At 62.1% G+C, this 20,473-nt stretch carries 22 protein-coding genes; 13 read left to right on the top strand and 9 right to left on the bottom strand.

Going from position 1 to position 20,473, the window contains the following annotated elements; genetic code table 11:
- The first annotated feature begins 57 nt into the window (after nucleotides 1–57).
- From FGKAn22_RS10995 to cobT, 9 genes are all read left to right on the top strand, one after another.
- Complete coding sequence (locus FGKAn22_RS10995; RefSeq protein WP_212785679.1) at nucleotides 58–630, top strand: hypothetical protein; 573 nt, start codon at nucleotides 58–60, stop codon at nucleotides 628–630.
- Nucleotides 627–1,235 (top strand): cob(I)yrinic acid a,c-diamide adenosyltransferase, encoded by a 609-nt coding sequence (gene cobO / locus FGKAn22_RS10990; protein ID WP_212785678.1) that lies wholly within the window; start codon nucleotides 627–629, stop codon nucleotides 1,233–1,235. The genes FGKAn22_RS10995 and cobO overlap by 4 nt, the downstream gene beginning before the upstream one ends.
- Complete coding sequence (locus FGKAn22_RS10985; RefSeq protein ID WP_246487397.1) at nucleotides 1,232–2,527, top strand: cobyrinic acid a,c-diamide synthase CobB; 1,296 nt, start codon at nucleotides 1,232–1,234, stop codon at nucleotides 2,525–2,527. Before cobO ends, FGKAn22_RS10985 begins: the two co-directional genes overlap by 4 nt.
- A complete protein-coding gene (gene bluB, locus FGKAn22_RS10980) occupies nucleotides 2,524–3,183 on the top strand; it encodes a 5,6-dimethylbenzimidazole synthase (RefSeq protein ID WP_212785677.1) in 660 nt (219 codons plus the stop codon). The genes FGKAn22_RS10985 and bluB overlap by 4 nt, the downstream gene beginning before the upstream one ends.
- An 11-nt stretch (nucleotides 3,184–3,194) precedes the next feature.
- Nucleotides 3,195–4,088, top strand: a complete 894-nt coding sequence (gene cbiB / locus FGKAn22_RS10975; RefSeq protein ID WP_212787219.1) for an adenosylcobinamide-phosphate synthase CbiB — start codon at nucleotides 3,195–3,197, stop codon at nucleotides 4,086–4,088.
- A complete protein-coding gene (gene cobD / locus FGKAn22_RS10970) occupies nucleotides 4,081–5,064 on the top strand; it encodes a threonine-phosphate decarboxylase CobD (RefSeq protein ID WP_212785676.1) in 984 nt (327 codons plus the stop codon). Before cbiB ends, cobD begins: the two co-directional genes overlap by 8 nt.
- A 77-nt stretch (nucleotides 5,065–5,141) precedes the next feature.
- Nucleotides 5,142–6,647 carry a cobyric acid synthase gene (locus FGKAn22_RS10965; protein ID WP_246487396.1) on the top strand — a complete coding sequence of 502 codons (1,506 nt, stop codon included), beginning with the start codon at nucleotides 5,142–5,144 and terminating at the stop codon, nucleotides 6,645–6,647.
- The gene (gene cobU, locus FGKAn22_RS10960; protein ID WP_212785675.1) at nucleotides 6,644–7,156 is read left to right on the top strand and encodes a bifunctional adenosylcobinamide kinase/adenosylcobinamide-phosphate guanylyltransferase; all 513 of its coding nucleotides are present in this window, start codon (nucleotides 6,644–6,646) and stop codon (nucleotides 7,154–7,156) included. The genes FGKAn22_RS10965 and cobU overlap by 4 nt, the downstream gene beginning before the upstream one ends.
- A gap of 83 nt (nucleotides 7,157–7,239) precedes the next feature.
- Entirely contained in the window at nucleotides 7,240–8,298 is a 1,059-nt protein-coding gene (gene cobT, locus FGKAn22_RS10955; RefSeq protein WP_212785674.1) for a nicotinate-nucleotide--dimethylbenzimidazole phosphoribosyltransferase, read from the top strand.
- Between the two features lie 64 nt (nucleotides 8,299–8,362).
- On the opposite strand, the gene FGKAn22_RS10950 is transcribed toward cobT, so the two are convergent.
- The 9 genes from FGKAn22_RS10950 to gspG all read right to left on the bottom strand — a co-directional run bounded on the left by FGKAn22_RS10950 (nucleotide 8,363) and on the right by gspG (nucleotide 14,993).
- Nucleotides 8,363–9,469, bottom strand: coding sequence for an adenylate/guanylate cyclase domain-containing protein (locus tag FGKAn22_RS10950; protein ID WP_212785673.1), 1,107 nt, complete (start codon nucleotides 9,467–9,469; stop codon nucleotides 8,363–8,365).
- A 156-nt stretch (nucleotides 9,470–9,625) separates the two neighbouring features.
- On the bottom strand, nucleotides 9,626–10,378 hold the full coding sequence (gspN, locus tag FGKAn22_RS10945) for a type II secretion system protein N (protein WP_212785672.1): 753 nt from the start codon (nucleotides 10,376–10,378) through the stop codon (nucleotides 9,626–9,628).
- Between the two features lie 2 nt (nucleotides 10,379–10,380).
- Nucleotides 10,381–10,893, bottom strand: a complete 513-nt coding sequence (locus FGKAn22_RS10940) for a type II secretion system protein M (RefSeq protein ID WP_212785671.1) — start codon at nucleotides 10,891–10,893, stop codon at nucleotides 10,381–10,383.
- The gene (gspL, locus tag FGKAn22_RS10935; RefSeq protein ID WP_212785670.1) at nucleotides 10,890–12,131 is read right to left on the bottom strand and encodes a type II secretion system protein GspL; all 1,242 of its coding nucleotides are present in this window, start codon (nucleotides 12,129–12,131) and stop codon (nucleotides 10,890–10,892) included. The genes FGKAn22_RS10940 and gspL overlap by 4 nt, the downstream gene beginning before the upstream one ends.
- Nucleotides 12,128–13,045, bottom strand: coding sequence for a type II secretion system minor pseudopilin GspK (gene gspK / locus FGKAn22_RS10930; protein WP_212785669.1), 918 nt, complete (start codon nucleotides 13,043–13,045; stop codon nucleotides 12,128–12,130). Before gspK ends, gspL begins: the two co-directional genes overlap by 4 nt.
- A complete protein-coding gene (gspJ, locus tag FGKAn22_RS10925; RefSeq protein ID WP_212785668.1) occupies nucleotides 13,042–13,641 on the bottom strand; it encodes a type II secretion system minor pseudopilin GspJ in 600 nt (199 codons plus the stop codon). Before gspJ ends, gspK begins: the two co-directional genes overlap by 4 nt.
- A gap of 1 nt (nucleotide 13,642) precedes the next feature.
- Nucleotides 13,643–14,035 carry a type II secretion system minor pseudopilin GspI gene (gene gspI, locus FGKAn22_RS10920; protein ID WP_212785667.1) on the bottom strand — a complete coding sequence of 131 codons (393 nt, stop codon included), beginning with the start codon at nucleotides 14,033–14,035 and terminating at the stop codon, nucleotides 13,643–13,645.
- Nucleotides 14,035–14,562 (bottom strand): prepilin-type N-terminal cleavage/methylation domain-containing protein, encoded by a 528-nt coding sequence (locus FGKAn22_RS10915; protein ID WP_212785666.1) that lies wholly within the window; start codon nucleotides 14,560–14,562, stop codon nucleotides 14,035–14,037. The genes gspI and FGKAn22_RS10915 overlap by 1 nt, the downstream gene beginning before the upstream one ends.
- Nucleotides 14,550–14,993, bottom strand: a complete 444-nt coding sequence (gene gspG, locus FGKAn22_RS10910) for a type II secretion system major pseudopilin GspG (RefSeq protein WP_212785665.1) — start codon at nucleotides 14,991–14,993, stop codon at nucleotides 14,550–14,552. Before gspG ends, FGKAn22_RS10915 begins: the two co-directional genes overlap by 13 nt.
- Before the next feature lie 150 nt (nucleotides 14,994–15,143).
- On the opposite strand from gspG, the gene FGKAn22_RS10905 reads away from it, so the two are divergent.
- From FGKAn22_RS10905 to gspF, 4 genes are all read left to right on the top strand, one after another.
- Entirely contained in the window at nucleotides 15,144–15,623 is a 480-nt protein-coding gene (locus FGKAn22_RS10905) for a type II secretion system protein N (protein WP_246487395.1), read from the top strand.
- 61 nt (nucleotides 15,624–15,684) lie between these two features.
- Entirely contained in the window at nucleotides 15,685–17,715 is a 2,031-nt protein-coding gene (gspD, locus tag FGKAn22_RS10900; protein ID WP_246487394.1) for a type II secretion system secretin GspD, read from the top strand.
- Between the two features lie 11 nt (nucleotides 17,716–17,726).
- Entirely contained in the window at nucleotides 17,727–19,226 is a 1,500-nt protein-coding gene (gspE, locus tag FGKAn22_RS10895) for a type II secretion system ATPase GspE (RefSeq protein ID WP_212785662.1), read from the top strand.
- A 12-nt stretch (nucleotides 19,227–19,238) separates the two neighbouring features.
- On the top strand, nucleotides 19,239–20,459 hold the full coding sequence (gene gspF, locus FGKAn22_RS10890; RefSeq protein ID WP_212785661.1) for a type II secretion system inner membrane protein GspF: 1,221 nt from the start codon (nucleotides 19,239–19,241) through the stop codon (nucleotides 20,457–20,459).
- The last annotated feature ends 14 nt before the right edge of the window (nucleotides 20,460–20,473 follow it).

Raw genomic sequence — 20,473 nt, 5'->3', positions numbered from 1 at the left:
ATGCGGGCAGGGGCAGCGAGGCAGCCGTTCCTTCCCGCTTAACTTTAAGGAGCCAACATGTTCAGTCTTTCCAAACGCAACACCACCGTTCTCGTCGTGGCGCTATCCGCGGTGATGTGGGCGACCCGCGGCCACCATCTCGCGACGACGACCCATCTGCCCGATGCGTCGTGGGCGATCTTCTTCCTGCTGGGTTTCTACGCCGCGCGGCGCAGCCTGCTGCCGCTGTTCCTGGCGCAGGCCGCGGTGATCGACTACCTCGCCATCACCCACTTCGGTGTCAGCGATTTTTGCGTGACTCCTGCCTATGCACTGCTGTTGCCCGCCTATTCCGTGCTGTGGCTGGCCGGTCGCTGGTATGCCGCACGCTACCAGTTCAACCTGCGTACGCTGCCGCTGTTCGCGGGTGCCGCGACAGTGGGAATTTCCGCATGCGAGTTGATCTCCAGCGGCGGCTTCTACTTCCTCGGTGGCCGTTTCGCCGAACCTACGCTGGCCGAGTTCGGTTCGCGTCTGGCGCAATACTTCCCCTACAGCCTGGGTAATGCTGCGCTGTACCTGGGCTGCGCAGCGCTGATCCATGTGGCGCTCGTGATCTCCCAGCGCCAGGCTTCCACCGCCGCGCAATGACCTCCGAGGCTGAGCGCGACGAGCGCCACCGAGCGCGGATGGCGCGCCAGAAGGCGGTCGTCGATGCGAAGATCGCCTCTGCCGCCGTCGAACGCGGGGTAGTCGTGGTCAATACCGGCAACGGCAAGGGCAAGAGCACCGCGGGTTTCGGCATGGTTGCGCGCGCGCTGGGACACGGCATGCGTGTCGGGGTGGTCCAGTTCATCAAGGGCAGTTCCACCACCGGCGAGGAAGCCTTCTTCCGGCGCTTTCCGGAAGTCGAGTACCACGTGATGGGCGAGGGCTTTACCTGGGAGACACAGGACCGCGCACGTGACACTGCCGCGGCCCAGGCCGCTTGGGCGGTGGCCGGCGGCATGTTGCGCAACCCCGGCATCGCGCTGGTGCTGCTGGACGAACTCAATATCGCGCTGAAGCTGGGCTACGTGGCAGTGGACGATGTGCTCGCCGCACTGCGCGCACGGCCCGCCGCGCAGCATGTGGTCATCACCGGGCGCGGGGCGCCCGACGCGCTGATCGACTACGCCGATACCGTTACCGACATGCATCTGGTCAAGCATGCCTTTCAGGCGGGCATACGCGCGCAGCAGGGCGTCGAGCTGTGAATCCTTCGCGCAGCTGCCCGGCGCTGCTGGTCAGCGCTGCCGCATCCAACCAGGGCAAGACCACCGTCACGGCTGCGCTGGCGCGTCATTTCGGCAGAGGCGGCAAGCGCGTCCGCGTGTTCAAGGTGGGCCCCGATTTCCTGGACCCGCTGATCCTGCAGCGGGCCTCTGGCCATCCCGTCTATCAGTTGGACCTGTGGATGGTCGGCGAGGCGCATTGCCGACAGCTGTTGTACGAAGCGGCCGCCGACGCAGACCTGATCCTGATCGAGGGGGTGATGGGGCTATTCGACGGCCAGCCGTGCAGCGCCGATCTGGCGCAGCTGTTTGGCATTCCGGTGCTCGCCGTGATCGATGCTTCCGCCATGGCACAGACGTTCGCCGCCGTGGCGTTCGGCTTGCGTCACTATCGTGCCGACCTTCCCTTCTTCGGAGTGGTTGCGAATCGCGTAGGCTCCGCGCGCCATGCCGGCATGCTGCTGCCGTCGCAAACCGATACGCCCTTGCTCGCCGCTTTGCCGCGAGATGTGGCTTGCGAGCTGCCGAGCCGTCACCTCGGCCTGTTACACGCGGCCGAAATCGAGAACCTGGATGCGCGCCTCGACGCTGCTGCCGAGGCCCTGCAGTGGCAGGATGCGATTCATCCGATTCCCTCGATCAGCTTCGACTGTCCCGCGCAAGACACCAGTGCACAGGGCGCGTTGCGCGGGGTGCGCATCGCTGTGGCACGCGACGAGGCATTCTCGTTCATCTATCCGGCCAACCTCGATTGCCTCGAGTCATTGGGGGCGGAACTGGTGTTCTTCTCGCCGTTGCGCGATGAAGCGCTGCCAGAGGCGGACAGCGTATACCTGCCCGGCGGCTACCCCGAGCTGCATCTGGCGGAACTGCAGGACAACCAGCCCATGCGCGACGCGCTGCGCGCGCACCATGCGGCGGCCAAGCCGATGCTCGCGGAGTGCGGCGGCATGCTGTACCTGCTGGAGAGCCTGCGCGACAGCGACGGCCAAGAGGCAACGATGAGCGGCATCCTGCTGGGCCAGGCGCAGGTCGGGAAAAGACTGGCGGCGCTGGCTCTGCAAAGTGTGACGCTGACCGAGGGCACGCTACGCGGCCACAGCTTCCATTACTCGCAGATGCAGACCTGCCACGCGCCTATCGCGCACGGCGCGTGCCCGAACGGCGGCACGCTGCAGGAGCCGGTATACCGCAGCAAGCGTCTGACCGCGAGTTATGTGCATTTCTACTTTCCCTCCAATCCGGCGGCTGTCGCGCAATTGCTTTTGCCATGAACACCTTCCCGGAGCATTTCTCTGAAGTGGAGCGCGAGACGCTATACCGCGTGCTGCACGCGCGGCGCGACATGCGCCACTTCCTTTCCGGTGTTCCGGTCGACGAGGCTGTGCTGCAACGTGTGCTCGAGGCAGCACATCACGCGCCCTCCGTCGGCTTGATGCAGCCTTGGCGTTTCATCCGCGTGCGTGATGCGGCGATGCGTGCATCTATCGCCGCGCTGGTGGATGAAGAACGCGGCCTGACCGCACAGGGCATGGGCGAGCGCGAGGCGGAGTTCCTGCGTCTGAAAGTGGAAGGCATCCGCGAATGCGCCGAGCTGCTGGTGGCTGTGCTGGCGCCGGACGACGGAACGCTGTTCGGGCGGCGCACCATGCCGCAGGAAATGGCGTTGTGCTCGGTGGCGTGCGCGATCCAGAACCTTTGGCTGGCGGCACGCGCGGAGAATCTCGGCATGGGCTGGGTGTCGTTGTTCGATCCTGTGCGGCTGGGCAAATTGCTTGACCTTCCTCTGGGGGCCAAGCCGATGGCATTGCTGTGCCTCGGACCGGTGCGGGAGTTTTACACGCGCCCGATGCTTGAGCAATTGAACTGGCGCCAAGGGCGGCCGCTGCACGAGTTGCTGATGCAGGACCGCTGGAGCGAACCGTGCTGAGCACCGTATTGATGATGGCGTGCGCCGTGCTGCTCGATCGTCTGCTGGGCGAACCGCGCCGCTTCCATCCGCTGGTGGGCTTCGGGCGCTATGCAGCCTGGCTGGAACAGCGCCTTAATGTTCATGGCGCGTCGCGGCTGCGCGGTGTGCTGGCCTGGCTGCTCGCCATTGCGCCGTTCCTGTTGATCGCGTTCTTCCTGTTGCGACAGCCATTCTTGCAGTTCATCGTCGGCGTGCTGGTACTGTACTTTTCGCTCGGACTGCGGAGCCTGAGCGAGCATGCAGGTCGCATCAAAGGGGCGCTCGACGCGGGTGACCTGCCGCAGGCAAGGCAGTGTGTGGGCGAGATCGTCAGCCGCGATACGGCTGCAATGCAGGAACAGGATGTGGCGCGCGCCGGTGTCGAATCGGTCCTGGAGAACGGCAACGACGCCGTGTTCGGCGCGCTGTTCTGGTTTACGCTGCTCGGCGCACCCGGCGCGCTGCTGTATCGACTGGCGAATACGCTGGATGCGATGTGGGGCTACCGTACGCCGCGCTATTTTTATTTCGGCTGGGCCGCGGCGCGGGTGGACGACGTGCTCAACTACATTCCTGCAAGGCTCACCGCGCTGACCTATGCGCTGCTCGGCAACGCACGTTCGGCTCTGCGCTGCTGGCGGAAGCAGGCGCCGGCGTGGGACAGCCCGAACGCGGGGCCGGTGATGGCGAGCGGCGCGGGCAGCCTGATGTTGCTGTTGGGTGGCGCGGCGAGTTACCACGGCACAACCGAGCTGCGTCCATCGCTGGGGGCGGGCGTTGCTCCGCAGGCGGCGGACATTTACCGCGCTGTCACGCTGGTGCAGCGCGGCGTGTGGCTGTGGCTGGCGCTGCTGTTCATCATCGAGGTGATTGTTCATGCTTGAGCACGGCGGCAGATTGCGCGTGGCGGCGCAGCGCTATGGCATTTCCGAATGCGACTGGCTGGACCTGTCCACCGGCATCAACCCCAACGGTTGGCCGGTGCCCGCAGTGCCGGGCGAAGTCTGGCAGCGCCTGCCGCAGGACGACGACGAGCTGAACGCCGCCGCACAAGGCTATTACGGAACAACGAAACTGCTGGCAGTGTCCGGTTCGCAGGCGGCGATCCAGTCCCTGCCGATGTTGCGTGCACCGTCGAGAGTGGCGCTCGTTGCGCCATGTTATGCGGAGCATGCTCATGCCTGGCGACGGCATGGGCATACCGTCGTCAGCGTGCCCGCGACTGAAATTCTGCAGGCCGGTGAGAACGCGCAAGTCGTGGTTATCGTCAATCCCAACAATCCCACGGGCAATCTTTTCGGTCGCGACGAGTTGCTGGATTTGCATGCGAAACTGGCGGCGCGCGGCGGGTGGCTGATCGTGGATGAAGCGTTCATGGATGCCACGCCTGAACACAGCCTCGCGTCCGTTTGCCCGCGTCCGGGTCTGATCGTGCTGCGCTCGCTGGGCAAGTTCTTCGGGCTAGCTGGCGCGCGGGTCGGGTTCGTTCTGGCCGAAGAAAATATTTTGCAGCCGCTCGCCGAACTGCTCGGTCCGTGGGCTATCGCCGCCCCCTCGCGCTATGTCGCGGCACTGGCCTTGCGCGACACGGCATGGCAACGCACGACGCGCGAGACCTTGCCATTGGCATCGCAACGTCTGGCGGAATTGCTGAGTGCGCACAAGCTGTCACCTTCCGGCTGCAGCGGTCTGTTCCAGTGGGTGAACTGCGACGATGCCGCGACCATGCACGAGCAACTGGCAAGGCTAGGCATCCTGACGCGCTTGTTCGAACAGCCTGCCAGCCTGCGCTTCGGCTTGCCACGCGACGAGGTGCAGTGGGCGCGCTTGTCGGCTGCATTGATCGAGGTGCGACGATGAACTCGAACGTATCACCTGTAGGAGCGAGCCCTGCTCGCGAACAGGAAGAACAGTCGCCCGCAAGGCGTGCTCTTACCATGCAAACCAAGATGACCGCCCGTACTTTGATGATCCAGGGCGCCACTTCCGACGCAGGCAAAAGCACGCTGGTGGCGGGGCTGTGCCGTTCGCTGGTGCGCCGTGGCCTGAGTGTCGCTCCGTTCAAGCCGCAGAACATGGCGCTGAACAGCGCGGTTACTGCGGACGGCGGAGAGATCGGTCGAGCGCAGGCGGTGCAGGCGCACGCCGCGCATCTTGCGCCGCACACCGACATGAATCCCGTGTTGCTCAAGCCCAACAGCGACACCGGCGCGCAGGTCATCATCCACGGACGCGCCATCGGCAACATGGATGCTCTGGAATATCACGCATACAAACAGACGGCGCGTGCGGCGGTGCTGGAGTCGCACCGGCGCCTGAGCGGACGATATCCGGTCGTCGTCGTGGAAGGTGCGGGCAGTCCTGCCGAGATCAATCTGCGCGAGGGCGATATCGCCAACATGGGCTTTGCCGAAGCGGTGGATTGCCCGGTGATATTGGTCGCCGACATCGATCGCGGCGGCGTGTTCGCGCACCTTGTCGGCACGCTGGCGCTGCTCTCCGAGAGCGAACGGACGCGCGTGCAGGGCTTCGTCATCAACCGCTTCCGCGGCGATATTTCATTGTTGCAGTCGGGGCTGGACTGGCTGGAGGCGCATACCGGCAAGCCGGTGCTGGGTGTGCTGCCTTATCTGCACGGCCTGCACCTCGAGGCCGAGGATGCACTCCCCTCTCCCGCTTGCGGGGAGAGCGTAGCGAGGGGGGCGCAGCCGGCTGGGGGGGAGGGTAAACTGAGCGTCGTCGTCCCCGCGCTGCCGCACATCAGCAATCACACCGACTTCGACCCGCTGCGGTTGCATCCGCAGGTGGAACTCCGTTTCGTCGCACCAAACGAAACACCATCTCCTGCAGACCTGGTGATCCTGCCAGGCAGCAAGAATGTGCGCGCTGACCTGGACTGGCTGCGCGCACAAGGCTGGGAAGAATACCTTGCGCGCCATCTGCGTTATGGCGGCAAACTGCTGGGCATCTGCGGCGGGCTGCAGATGCTCGGCCGTGCCATCCACGACCCGCATGGCATCGAAGGCGAGCCCGGCAACAGCGACGGGTTCGGCTATCTGGATTTCACCACTACGCTGCAACCAAACAAGCAGTTGCATAACGTGCGGGGCGTGCTGGCACAGGGCGATGTCCCGGTGAGCGGCTATGAGATCCATGCGGGTATCAGTGAAGGCGCTGCGTTGCAGCGCCCCTTCGCGCAGCTAGATGACCGCCGCGATGACGGTGCGATATCTGGCGACGGGCAGATCATGGCGACTTATCTGCACGGCGTGTTCGAATCGCCGCAGGCCTGCGCTTCGCTGCTCGAGTGGGCCGGACTGCAGGCGCCCCAGTCCATCGACTACCACGCGCTGCGCGAACAGAATCTGGAGCGGCTGGCCGATGCACTGGAATCGCATCTCGACATGCCGCGCATACTGCAATTGCTGGGAGTAAAGACATGAAGGAACTCATTTTGGGCGGCATGCGTTCCGGCAAGAGCCGTCTCGCCGAGCAGCATGCGCAAGCGACGAACCTGCCGGTCACCTATGTCGCCACCGCCACGGCGCAGGACGACGAGATGCGGCAGCGCATCGCGCATCATCAGTCGCAGCGTCCCGATCACTGGCTGCTGGTGGAAGAACCCATTGCACTCGCCGCTTCCTTGCAGCGCCATGCCGTGGATGGACACTGCATATTGCTGGATTGTCTGACGCTGTGGCTGACAAATCTATTGTGCCTGGATGATGAGGCACGGCTGCGGCAGGAAGTGGACGCACTGTTGGATGCGCTGCCGAAACTGCCGGGGACGGTCATTCTGGTGAGCAACGAGACTGGCATGGGCGTGGTGCCGTTGGGCGAACTGACGAGGCGCTATTGCGACGAGGCCGGCCGGCTGCATCAGGCCGTCGCTGCACGATGCGACAAAGTGGTTATGACGGTGGCGGGCTTGCCGCTGGTTTTGAAAGGGTAGGAGCGGGCCTTGCCCGCGACTGGCTACCTTCGCGGGCAAGGCCCGCTCCTACAGGCTGGTTATCGGAAACTTTGGGAGCAAAGATGGAAACGAGGACGGATTGGCTGCGACAGGCCATCAAACCATTGGATGAAGCCGCGCGCGCTGCCGCGCAAGCGCGCCAGCAGCAGCTGACCAAGCCGCCCGGCGCGCTGGGCAGGCTGGAAGGACTGGCGATCCAGTTCGCTGCGATGCAGGGAAGCGAGAAGCCGCAGGTTGAAGGCGTATTCATCGGCGTGTTCGCCGGCGACCACGGCATCGCGCAGGAAGGCGTGTCGGCCTTCCCGCAGGCGGTGACGGCGGAGATGGTGAAGAACTTCGCGCGCGGTGGAGCGGCGATCAGTGTGCTGGCGAAACAACTCAGCGCGAAACTGGAAGTAGTGAACCTCGGTACCGCATTCGAAACCGGCGACCTGCCCAGTGTGCTGCAATGCAACCTCGGCAAGGGCACAGCCAACTTCGCACAACAACCTGCGATGACAGAAAGCCAGCTGGAAGCGGCGCTGCAGGCTGGACGCGACAGTGCGGATAGGGCGCAACAGGCGGGCGCGCAACTGTATATCGGCGGGGAAATGGGCATCGCCAACACCACCTCAGCGGCCGCGCTCGCCTGCGCCCTGCTGGGCCTGTCGCCGCAGCAACTCGCCGGTCCCGGCACCGGCCTCGATCATGCCGGTGTGCAGCACAAGGCGCAAGTCATCGCGCGTGTGCTGGCGTTGCATGCGTCGCACCTGAATGAGCCGAGGGAAGTGCTGCGCCGCCTCGGCGGCTTTGAGATCGCCGCGCTCACCGGTGCCTTCATCGGCAGCGCGCAGCAAGGTATCCCCGTGCTGGTTGACGGCTATATCGCCAGCGCCGCGGCACTCATTGCCGTGCGCATCAATCCCGGCGTGGCGGACTGGCTGCTGTTCGCGCACCACTCCGCCGAGCCCGGACACACGCTGCTGCTAGAGGCATTGCACGCGGAGCCGCTGCTGAATCTGGGCATGCGCCTGGGCGAGGGCAGCGGTGCGGCGGTGGCCGTGCCGCTCATCCGGCTGGCCTGCGCGTTGCACAGCGGTATGGCGACGTTCGCCGAGGCGGGGGTGTCGGAGAAGATTTGACCTTTCGGGAGGCTGAAAGTCGGCTGGTTTGTGGCAGGCGCGGCGTGTTTAAATTTTAACTGCGCTATTCCGATGCCATCACCAGCAACTGCACGTACAGCTGGAGTTTCATGTTGGTCTCGTGGCTGATGGAGGTGAATTCGATGCCTGCGAGATGGCCGCTTTTGTCGTGTTCCAATTCGACCACTTTCCCGTAGATGTCGGATGCCTTGAAATCGACCAGAGGAAGATCGAATTCGAGTTTTATATCATCGTATGCCTTGAGCAGCTGATCGGTTTCCATCAACACGCCGAAATAGCCGATGTCGCGGATGGTGGCGCTGTATATCTTCGGCATCACCACCTTGTTTTGAATGAGCCTGAAAGAGCAGGGCAGCCGGACTTCCAGGCGTCGGCTATGGCGGGTCTCCTTTCGCATTCGCGGCACTTCGAGATTCAATGAGGGTATCGCATACAACTCGCGCAATCTGACGGATTGCGCCTTGCCCTTGACGAATACCTCCATCGCTTCGCTGACCGTGATGAAATCACGGCAGCGATCAAAGGTGGGTTCACTGATCAGGATCTGGCCGCGCAGACTGAAGGCTTCGATACGCGAGGTCAGGTTCACTTCATTGCCGATCACCGTATATTCGGAGTAGAAGTCCGATCCGATCTTCCCGGCCGTGACGTTGCCGGTATTGATGCCGATGCCCATGGATAGCTCCGGCATGCCTTCCTGGTGGTCCTGATTGTTGATCTCCACCATCGCGAGTTGCATCTCGACAGCGCAAGCCAGTGCACGTTGCACATCATCCGGTCGCTTGTCCGGCACGCCGAACAGCACCATGATGGAATCGCCCATGAACTTGTCGATGACACCCTGATGACGGGAGACTATTTCGTTCATGCGCCCCAGACAGCGATTGAGCAGTGGAATCACGGCTCCCGCGGGAAGCGTGGCAGTGATGGCGGTAAAGCCCCTCAGATCGGCGAGCAGGATAGTGACCTCGCGCTGCACGAAGGAACGCTCCGGCTCGGCCTCTCTGATTTGTTCGCCGACAGCGCCGCATGCACTCTGGACGATAGAGGCCATCTCGGCATTGGTCGAGGGGTTGAGTGGTGCACCGGTCTCGCGAAGGATCAATGCCTGGAGACGCCGCACTGCCTCTTTGCTAGGGTCTTCTTTCATGTCTGATGTGAATATGAAATGTGGGACACAAATTCGAACGCGGATAAAGTTTTCCAAGGATAACGGTAAATCGCATATGCAGTAACAAACAAGTCGGGTTTCACCCGATTCGCAGATGCGTTGTTATTGGCGGTATTGGAGCAGCACGAAGAACGGTTAAAGTGGGGTCAGGCTGAAGCCATGCACCCCGGGAGAGATTTCCGGGCCGAGGTGGTGCAGCAGTTCGGTAAGGTTGTCATAGTTTCCCGCGGAAGCCTGCGCCTTTCCATGAAACTCCAGTCCCCGTCCTGCCAGCCAGTTTCCATCGCCCTCCAGCAGCAATATCCCCGAGCTTGTCGTCAATCCGATATGGAGGCGGTCGCCTGAGCCATTCAGCGCCAGGCGGTAGTCGCCCAGCGGCGCGATGCTGCTGAGAGCGGAGCTTGCCTGCCGCCAGTCGACAATGGCGGATCCTTCCACGCCGCGGCTTGAGAATACGAGATGGTCGCCCTGTATCTGGAGTTGCCCGCGAAACTGGGCCGGCTTGAGCATGGTCGAGGTTTCCTCCAGCATCCGTGCCGGGAGCTGGAGCATCGCATGATGCAATTCGACCTGATTGAAAGAGATGACGGCTTCCGTTGCGGAGGCAGGAGGCTGGCCCTCCCATTGGAGCATTGTCTGGATTTTTCCGGTGAACAGGGACGGCACGGCAATCTTCCAGCGCAACAAGGGCAGGGCAACGAGACGGCCATCTTGTGTGCGCAGGGCGGGAGTGGCGGAACCGCTCCATACTGTGCCGCTGGCATTCGCCAGCAGCAGGCGGTCTTGGGATGCATGTTGCAGCACCTTGTCCAGCAAGGATGCGGGTGCCGTGATGAGCAGGGTGAGCAGATAGACGAGGGCGAAAATGGCAAATACTCGCTTGCCCATTTTTACTGAGCTCCGCCGTTGGTCAGCGTGGCGTTGATCTTCACCATGCCGGTTTGCGGCAACGCTGCGATGCCGACCGATTCCGCGCGGATGTGTTGCTCCTGTTGCAGGTTGCGCAGCCAGTTCAGCCACTGCTCGAAAGGAACTGCAGCAAGCGTGATGCGCGCGGCGTTGGGTTGCTGCGCATCGAGGCTGGTCAGGGCATCGCGCATCTGGTGACGCACGGCGGATTCCTCGATGGCCGTCTTCAGTGCGTTGGCGTCGAGCACGGCTGGTTTCGGATGGTGGCGCAGCGTTTCGGCCTCTGCCGCCTGGGCGCGCAGATGCGCCGCCTGGGCGCGCATTGCGGGGACGCTGTCTCGCAACTTGGTGCCAGCGACATGCGCCGGTTGCCAGACCAGCAAATAGGCAAATAGTGGCGACAGTGCCAGCGCCCCGAGGGCGATGGCGCGTCGCTCGCTCGATGCGCGGCCATCCCAATGGCGTTTCTTGAAGGCTTGCCAGCGCGCTTTCATCGGCCATCTCCCGGCAGCAGTGTCAGGCGTGCTTCGGCGCCGTCCCCTACATCATGGATGTCGCCTATCTGTACGCCGAGCCCCTTGTTTTGCAGGTGCTGCCGCAAGTCCTGGATATCGCTGCCGCGACTCAGCTTGATATCCACGTCGAACCGTCCGGATTCGTAGTGCAGTCCGCGAACGCTGCCCGCAGGCAGCGTGGCAAGTGTTGGAGCTGATGCGTCGAGTAGTGGCAGGAAGTCGCCGTCGTCCGGCAAGCCGGCGCTGTGGCGCAAGTCCGCCAGGTTGCGCTGCATCTGCAATGGGGCATTGACCAGCGTTCCGGCTTCGCCGAATGCGGTGCGGAAGCTGCGCTCCATGTCCTGCGTCAGTGTTTTCTTTTCATGTGCGAGCAAGGCCCATTCGATGTTGGCGCCGATGGCTTCCACGCCGAGCGCGGCCAGCAGTATCAGGGCGGCGGGTCGCAATTGCGGCCACCATTCGCTGATCCTGGCGCGGGGCGCGAAGTCGCCCCAAAGCAGGTTCAGGGCGTCCGCGGGTACGGGTGCGCGCCGCCAATCCCAGACAGGCCCTGCGGAAAGGATGGTGGGCAGGTTCCATTGCGGCAAGATGCGTTGTGCTTCGGGAACATGCTGAGGGAAGCGCACCTCGATCTTTCCCGGCAAGGATGCCGGTGAATTATTCCGGGCAGAATTCAGGCTCAGGTGCAGAGCGAGTGGGGCGGTATGGGGGCCACCGGTGTCGAGCGCCATGCCGCTGGCTGCACCCGTGCGCATGAAGCCGCTGCTGCCATCCCACATCAGAGTCCACGTCTCCGGCGCGAGTGGAGGCAGGAATGTCTCCGGAACCATCCGGCGCAAGGGCAGGTTCGCCGTGCGGCACGCCTCGACAATGCGCCTGAGCCAAGGCTTGTCCACGACGGCAATCAGCATGTGGCCATCCGCCAGTGCAGGGCCAGGCACCACATGGCTGTCTTCCGGGTCGGGCAGGGTGTGCTCCTCCGCTGCGAACGGAAGTGCTGCCTGCCATCGGCGGCGCGAACCAGGCGGCAGCTTGGCGCTGATGCTCAGCACGCGATCCGGTGCGGCGATGGCAATGCATTCCTTGCCTTTGGGCAGGGCCGCGAGCGGATCGTTACCGGATTGCAGGACGGTGCCGTTTTCTTCGCACAGCGCCCAGGGACAGGGTGAGGTGCTGTCGCGCCAACTGCCGGAAAAATAGATGCGCAGGATGCTCATTGGACACTCTGCCATACGACAGTGGGCCAGCCGCCCGTGCGTTGCAGCAATGCCTGTGCGGTGACCTGTGCTCGCCCCACGCTGCCGCGGCCGGTCACCAGGAAAAATTGGCTGCTTATCGTGATGTTAAGGTCTGACACTTGTATCCCCCCATGCGGCAGCCGCTGTCTGAAATCCGCCACATCCTTGAACGGACGAACGCTGCGTTGTTGCACCATCAGGCGGGCATCCGCCAGGTTCATGTTTCCCACTACTGCCGCCAGCACTTCCGGTGGCGCAAAATTGACGTTGATGGCCCCAAGGACCGGCAGGACCGCCACGAAGGGGCGCAACCGTTCGATGGTGCGGCTGTCGAATCCTTTTACCAGCGACAGTTCGCCGATTTCTGCCAAGGGGCGGTTCGCTGCGCGATAAGGGCGCGGGAGCGCGAGGTAATATGCATCCTCTGCTCCGCCCGGATACTGCGCTTCGCTGTCTGCATCCATCCAGTCCGCCAGGGTGGTTGCCAGTTCGACGGGCAAGCCGAGCATTCCCAGCAACTTCTGGAATTGAGCCACATCGGGTGCGCTCGTGGCGCCGTTGCGAACCAGATTATTCAGGTTGAACAGGCCTTGACGGTCCTCGATCACGCCGGTCACTTCGCCGTTTTCCACCGGCTGGGCGGGCAGGCGCATCGCCCATATTTCTTTCTCATGGTCTATGCTGCTGGCGCGCGCATCGTCGGCCAGGACGGCGCGCGCCCAATCTATCGCGGCAATGCCGATGCGACGCGCCTGGGCGCGTTCGAACTGGCTTTCTACCTGGCGCAGCCACAGATTCTGCTGTGTTGCCATGAAGGCGGCGAGCGAGGTGGCGAGCGCGACGATGAGCAGCACCATGATGATCGCCACACCGTGTTGTCTGGATGGTCTCATTGCAGTGCGAACACCCGTGTGATCTTTTCTCCGCTGGCAAGCGTCACTGCCACTTCAAGTGCTGTGGGCAAGTTGCCGGCCGTCTCTTCGGACGGCCATTGCTCCAGCCAGTTTCCGTTGGTATCGAGATGGCGCAGATGGAACTCGCGGACTCCTTCCAGCAGTGGGTAGCGTACAGGTTCGGTACGCGGCGCCTGGTCCGGGAAAGGCCACCGTAGCAGGACGATAGAGCCCTGCTGCAAGCGGTAGCCGATGCGCTGCGGTGCCAGCATGTTCTCGCCTTCGCCAGGAACCCCGGTGCGGGTGAATGTCAGTTCCGCCTCATTATTCGCCACTGCCACGGTGCGACCCACCCACTCCGGCTGGGTCCGCCCGTCCTGGTCTTGTACCGGGCGATGGATGGCTTGAGCCACATCCTGTTCCAGGCGTGAAAAACAGAAGGCCAGATGCTGCCACTTGCGGGTTTCCTGCGCGATGTGCTCGCGCGTTTGCAACACCGCATCCAGTCCGCGATAACCGGCAATAGACAGCAGCGCCATGATGACCAGCGCCGCCAGCAATTCGATCAATGTGAAGCCACGGGAGCGGTGAGTCATATCAGAGGCGCCGTTGTTCGACGAGATACGCGGTCAGCTTGCGCAATGCATGTTGCTCGTCGTCCGGGGAAAAGACCCCCACCTCGATGCGGCGGAACGCCGGGTTGGGCGTGGCACTGATGTCTTCACGCCACAGCAGGCGGACTCCTGCTTGCGTATCCTCGCCGGCTTGCGTACCTACCGCGAGCCAGTCGCCGCGAGCGGCATGCAGTGCCAAACGATTTTGCGCCACCCAGTCTGCCAGCAGACGCAAACGCAATTCTTCCGCATGGCGGGTTTCCGTGCCCGCCGTACGTAATATCGCCGCCATCGCGATGGCAAGAATGGCGAGCGCGACCAGCGTTTCCAGCAAGGTGAAGCCGCATTGTGCCAATTGAGGACGATTTTTTGTCATCAGTTTTCGTTATCCAGTTTGGAGTACACCGCTCCCGTACTGCTGCCTGTCACACTGGCGCTGGCGTGTTCGCCGGTCAGGCTGATGTGGAAAGGCAGGGTGAACGAGAATGCGTGCAGCGACATCAACTCGCCGTGCTTCAATGGCTGCCCCTCCACGCTGACCTCCGCGATACCCAACCCGGCAGGCAAGGTGTAAGGACGGAATATCGCATCGTCCTCAAGGCGGACCCATTCTCCATAGTCGTTTTTCTTCCAGAAACGGTAGCCATTTTTTTCGGAAGACCAGGCCAGCGGATGGCCGCTGGCCCGCGCTTCCATCCCGGCATTTTCCAGCAGCAGGGCGAGGCGCTGCGCCTCTTCGCGCAGGGCGGCGCGGTTATCCGGCATCAGTTGCACCACCACCATCCCCAGTGCGATGCCCATCACCACCAGCACGACGAGCAGCTCGATGAGCGTGAAGCCCTGCTGGAGGCAAGGGGCGGGGGAGATGAGAGGCTTCCCCTTACGGAGTGCTACAACTCCCACGATCCTATGTCCGCGTCACTGCCTTCGCCGCCTGGCCCACCATCTGCGCCCAGACTCATGACATCTATCTCGCCATGCAGGCCTGGCTGCAGATACTGGTAGGGGTTCCCCCAAGGGTCTTTCGGCAATTTCTCGAGATAGCCGTTGCCTTTCCAGTTAGGCGGCTCGGGAGGCAAGGCGGGTTTCTTGACCAGTGCCATCAACCCCTGCTCCGTAGTGGGGTAGCGCATGTTGTCCAGCTTGTAGAGCTTCAGCGCCTGAGAGACAGCGGCGATGTCTTGCTTGGCCGCGACGATGCGCGCCTCATCGGGGCGGCTCATCACCTTGGGCACAATCAGCGCAGCGAGCACACCGAGGATGACGATGACCACCATCACTTCGATCAGTGTGAATCCGCGTTGGCAGCGGCGCGACCAGTTTTGTAGGCTCATGTTCGTCCAAATCGTAGATGGGTTAGCCAGCAACGTCATTGTTAGCAAAACCCTTAAGGCCGGAAATACATTACATGCCTTATTTTCTCCTCTCTTTTTCGAGCATATGGTTTGCGCACGGATGTTGGGAACCGCAAAGGGGGTAGTTACGTGGCTATATGGAAGGGGGAGCTCGCGAGGTTGTCCTTGCCGTGGCATGGGTTGGGTGCGCTGGCGTTGGGTGTTTTGCTGGCAAGGTGGAGTTGGGTTCTGTTTGCACCGCACGCTACAGCGACTGCCATGGTGCCGGAATATGCGATTGCTGCGGAATCCGGGCAGTTGTTCGGCGTTGCTGCTTCTGCGGTTTCTCCAGTTGCAGGATTGGCGTTGCCGGATGTGCGCTTGATCGGGGTGTTTGCTGCCAGGGTTGGGCAGCCTGGATTCGCAGTTCTGAAACTAGACGATAAGCAGCAGGTGGGTGTTGCGGTTGGGGGAGGCGTGGTACCAGGCACAAAATTGATGGAGGTTCACCCGGATTATGTGCTTCTGGAACGTGCCGGGGTGCAGCAGCGGGTGAATCTGGAAGGGAAATCGGCGGGTGCCGCTGGGGCGGGGGTCGTGCCAGCGGAGAGAAAACGAAATGAAGACTGAATATTTTTCAAAGAGCCGAGGGTTGGCAACATGGGTAATACGAGCGCTGTTTTGCGGCGCGATGTTTTTTTCTCCCGCCGGGATGGGAGTGCAGGAAGAGAAGGTGTCGCTGAACTTCGTGAATGCGGACATCGAGGAGGTGGTGAAAGCCGTGTCGCAGATCACGGGGCGCAATTTCCTGATCGATCCGCGAGTGAAGGGCACGATCAATATCGTTTCATCCACGCCCGTTCCTGCTTCATTGGCTTATGACATCCTGCTTTCCGCGCTGCGTTTACAGGGTTTCGCGTCGGTGGAATCGGGAGGGGTGACCAAGGTGATGCCCGAGGCGGATGCCAAGCTTTACATCGGCGGTGCAGGCGACACGCGCAGCACGGGCGATAAGCTGGTGACGCGGGTGTATGTATTGAAGTATGAATCGGCGGTTCAACTGGTGCCGATCCTGCGACCGCTGATCGCGCCGAACAACATTGTGACCGCCTATCCGAATAACAATACATTGGTGGTAACGGATTACGCGAGCAACCTGAAGCGCATCGAGCAGATAGTGGAATCCATAGATCAGCCGAGCGCGGAAGCACCGGTGGTGATTCCGCTCAAGCGCGCTTCTGCAGTGGATATGGCGCAGACGATCAGCCGCCTGATGCAGGATGGGGGCGTTTCCGGCGGCGGGGATGCCAGCTTGCGCTTTGTGCTGACGGCCGATGCGCGCACCAACAGCTTGTTGTTGCGCACCGATAACCCGGCACGGCTTGAGCGGGTGCGAGAGCTGGCAGAGAAGCTCGATGTCGAGACAGGCGCGCCGGGGAATATGCATGTGGTGTACTTGAAAAATGCCGAGGCTACGAAGGTGGCGCAGACGTTGCGTGCGGTGATATCCGGTGATGTTTCGTCCCCCAGCGCCCCGGGTTCCCCGGTCGTGCCCGGCACTTCTGCAGCGGCTTCGGCTGCCACTGTGCAGTCTGGCGGAGGCATGATACAGGCCGATGTGCCATCGAATGCGTTGATCATCACTGCACCGAATGCGATCTATAACAATTTGCGGGCAGTGGTGGATATGCTTGATGTTCGCCGGGCCCAGGTGTTCGTGGAGGCGCTGATCGTGGAGGTGACGGCGGACAAAGTGGCTGAATTCGGCGTCCAGTGGCAGGGCTTGAACGGCATCAACAAGCCGGGTGCGCAGGTGATCGGCGGGACGAATTTCGGCGTGCAGGGAGTGGGCGGCGGAAATATCATTTCGGCGATGGGCTCTACCGCCACAACGAACATCGGCACCACGGTGGGCAATGGTTTGAACATCGGCATCGTGAGGGGCACGACGACAATACCGGGTTTGGGAACGGTGCTGAACCTCGGCATGCTGGCGCGTTTCCTGGAAAATGACGCCAATGCGAACATTCTGTCCACGCCGAATTTGCTGACGCTGGATAACGAGGAAGCAAAGATCATCATCGGCCAGAATGTGCCGTTCATCACCGGGAGTTATGCGCAGACAGGAAGCGCGACCACCGCAACGCCGTTCCAGACCATCGAGCGCAAGGACGTGGGCCTGACCTTGCGCATCAAGCCGCAGGTTTCCGAGGGAGGCTCAGTGAAGCTGCAGATCTATCAGGAAGTGTCCAGCGTGCAGACCCAGACCATCAATAATGCCGCCGGGGTGATCACCAACAAGCGCTCCCTTGAGTCCAGCGTGCTCGTGGACGAAGGGCAGATCATCGTGCTGGGCGGCCTGATTCAGGATTCGGTCAGCAACGGCGAAGACAAGGTTCCGGTGCTGGGCGATGTTCCCTTGTTTGGGAATCTGTTCCGGCACGAAAGACGGCAGCGCACCAAGACCAACCTGATGGTGTTCATCCGTCCTTACGTTCTGCGCACTGCACTGGCTTCGCAGGGGTTGACGCAAGATCGTTACGACTACTTGCGCGGCGAGCAAGCGAACAGCCAGATGCCTTCACGCGCCCTGTTGCCGGATATGCCTGCGCCGCAAGTTGCGCCGTTTAGCCTGAAGCAGGAATTGTCGTTGTCGAAGCCGCCTGAGGCTGTTGCCCCATCTGCTCCTGCTGTTGATAAACCGGCTGTAGCGAAACCTTGACCCGTTGCTCTATGGACCAGCACGCTAATTCCTTTTCTGGCAGGCAAGTTCCCCCCAAAATTCCCTATTCCTTTGCCAAGGCCAAGGGCGTGTTGCTGACGCATTGTTCCGCAGAGGGTGCCGAGGTGCAGGTGCGTGCGGATGCGGCGGCGGAGGCGCTGGCCGAAGTGCGGCGCGTCCTGGGAGTGCCGTTGCGCGCCGTGATGTTGCCAGCGGAAGCGTTCAACCAGGCGCTGGCGGGCGCATATTCGCAGGCAGATGGTTCTGCGGCGGCGATGGTCGGGGATGTCGAGCAGGACATGGATTTGTCGCAATTGATCCATGACCTGCCTCAGACCGAGGATTTGCTGGATGCGGAAAACGATGCGCCGGTAATCCGGATGATCAATGCCTTGCTGACCCAGGCGGTGCGCGAGAACGCTTCCGACATCCACATCGAGCCCTTTGAAACGCGCTCGGTCGTGCGCTTCCGCGTGGACGGTACGCTGAAGGATGTGATCGAGCCGCATCGCGCATTGCATGCGGCGATGGTGTCGCGCATCAAGATCATGGCAGAACTGGACATCGCGGAAAAACGCCTGCCCCAGGATGGGCGCATCACCTTGCGTTTGGCCGGGCGTCCCGTGGATGTGCGCGTGTCTACCTTGCCGACCGGGCATGGTGAGCGAGCGGTGTTGCGCCTGCTCGACAAAGATGCCGGGCGGCTCGACCTGTCGCGCCTGGGCATGGATGGCGCGACGCTGGCTGCGGTGGACGAGTTGGTGCGCCAGCCACACGGCATCGTGCTGGTGACTGGGCCGACCGGCTCCGGCAAGACCACGACACTGTATGCTGCTCTGTCGCGCATAGACGCAAGCGTGACCAACGTGATGACAGTGGAAGATCCCATTGAATACGACCTCGACGGCATCGGCCAGACACAGGTGAATCCGCGCATAGACATGAGCTTCGCTCGTGCGCTGCGGGCTATCCTGCGGCAGGACCCGGACGTGATCATGATCGGTGAGATCCGCGACCTGGAAACGGCTCAGATCGCCGTGCAGGCCAGCCTGACCGGACACCTGGTACTGGCGACGCTGCATACCAACGATACCGCGAGCGCCGTGACGCGCTTGACCGATATGGGGGTGGAGCCCTTCCTGCTGTCATCGAGTCTGCTCGGCGTGCTCGCGCAACGGCTGGTGCGTTGCCTGTGCGCCGAGTGTCGCGAGGAGTATGTTCCCGATGCCACCGAGCTGGCATTGCTGGAAGGTGCAAAGCCGTCAGTGCTGTACCGCCCGAAAGGCTGCCCCGCCTGCGGGCACAGTGGCTACCGGCGGCGCACCGGGATATACGAACTGCTGCGTGTGGATGGCGGCTTGTGCCGGCTGATACACGACCGCGTGGCTGAGCAATCGTTGCGGGAATACGCCATGCAGCGCGGAATGCATGGTCTGCGCCGGGATGGAGTGCGCCTGGTGGTTGCCGGTGTGACTTCGCTGGAAGAGTTGCTGCGTGTCACTCGAGAATAAGGCAAATTAGCCATGGCTGCTTTTCGCTATGAAGCACTGAATGAGGTCGGTCAGGTCACTCGCGGAGTGATTGAGGCGGATGCCCTGCGCCAGGCGCGTGCGCGCTTGCGTGAATTGGGCTTGATGGCAGTCGCAGTTCATGCAGTCTCGCAGGACATGCTGGATGCAGGCGAGGGACAACGCTGGCGTTGGCGCAGAGGAGTTTCATCCGCGCAACTCAGTATGCTGACACGCCAACTGGCAACTTTGCTCGATGCAGGATTGCCTCTGGAACAGGCGATCAGCGCCTTGATCGAGCAAAGTGAGAACGAGACTCTGCGCCAGGTATTGGCCGGCGTGCGCGCGGAATTGCTAGCGGGGCATACGTTGGCCCAGGCCTTGGGGCATTATGAACGTGTGTTCCCCGATATCTACCGCGCGCTGGTGAAAGCGGGCGAGGCATCGGGAGAATTAAGCCATGTAATGCTGCGTCTGGCCGATTACACCGAATCAAGGCAGGCCTTGCGGCAAAAGGTTGGGCTGGCTTTCGTGTACCCCGCCATCGTCACGCTGGTGGCGCTGCTGGTGGTCATGGGTTTGCTGGTGTATGTCGTGCCGCAGGTGGTGAATGTATTCCAGCAGTCGCACCAAGCCTTGCCGTTATTGACGCGGCTGCTTATCGGCCTGAGTTCCCTGTTACAGGCATCATGGTTCTATTTGCTGGCGGCGCTGGCAGGGGCTGGTTTTACCGTACATGTGTTGTTGGGCCGCGAAGAAATTCTTTACCAGTGGCATTTGCGCTTGCTGCGCCTGCCGATGGTCGGGCGCCTGGTGCGCGGCATCAATACGGCGCGCATGGCCAGCACCCTGGCGATCCTGTCCGGCAGCGGTGTGCCGTTGCTGGTTTCCTTGCAGACGGCCGCAGGTGTGGTGAGCAATCTTCCTATGAAACGCGCGCTGGACGAAGCTTCCAAAAAAGTGCGCGAGGGTGTGGGGTTGAGCCGCGCCCTCGCTGTCTCAGGCCTGTTTCCCCCGATATTGATTCACCTGATTGCGAGCGGCGAGGCGAGCGGCAAACTTGATACGATGCTTGAGCGTGCGGCTGTCCAGCAGGAACAGGAGATAAGCAACTACACTTCGATACTGACCTCCTTGCTGGAACCCCTGCTCATCCTGGCGATGGGCGGGGTGGTGCTGACCATCGTGCTGGCGATCCTGATGCCCATCATCGAAATGAACCAGCTGGTTCGTTAGCAGCGGGCGCTCCT

The sequence above is a fragment of the Ferrigenium kumadai genome (assembly GCF_018324385.1).
GTDB lineage: Bacteria > Pseudomonadota > Gammaproteobacteria > Burkholderiales > Gallionellaceae > Gallionella > Gallionella kumadai.
This window is presented reverse-complemented; position numbering and strand designations above follow the sequence as displayed.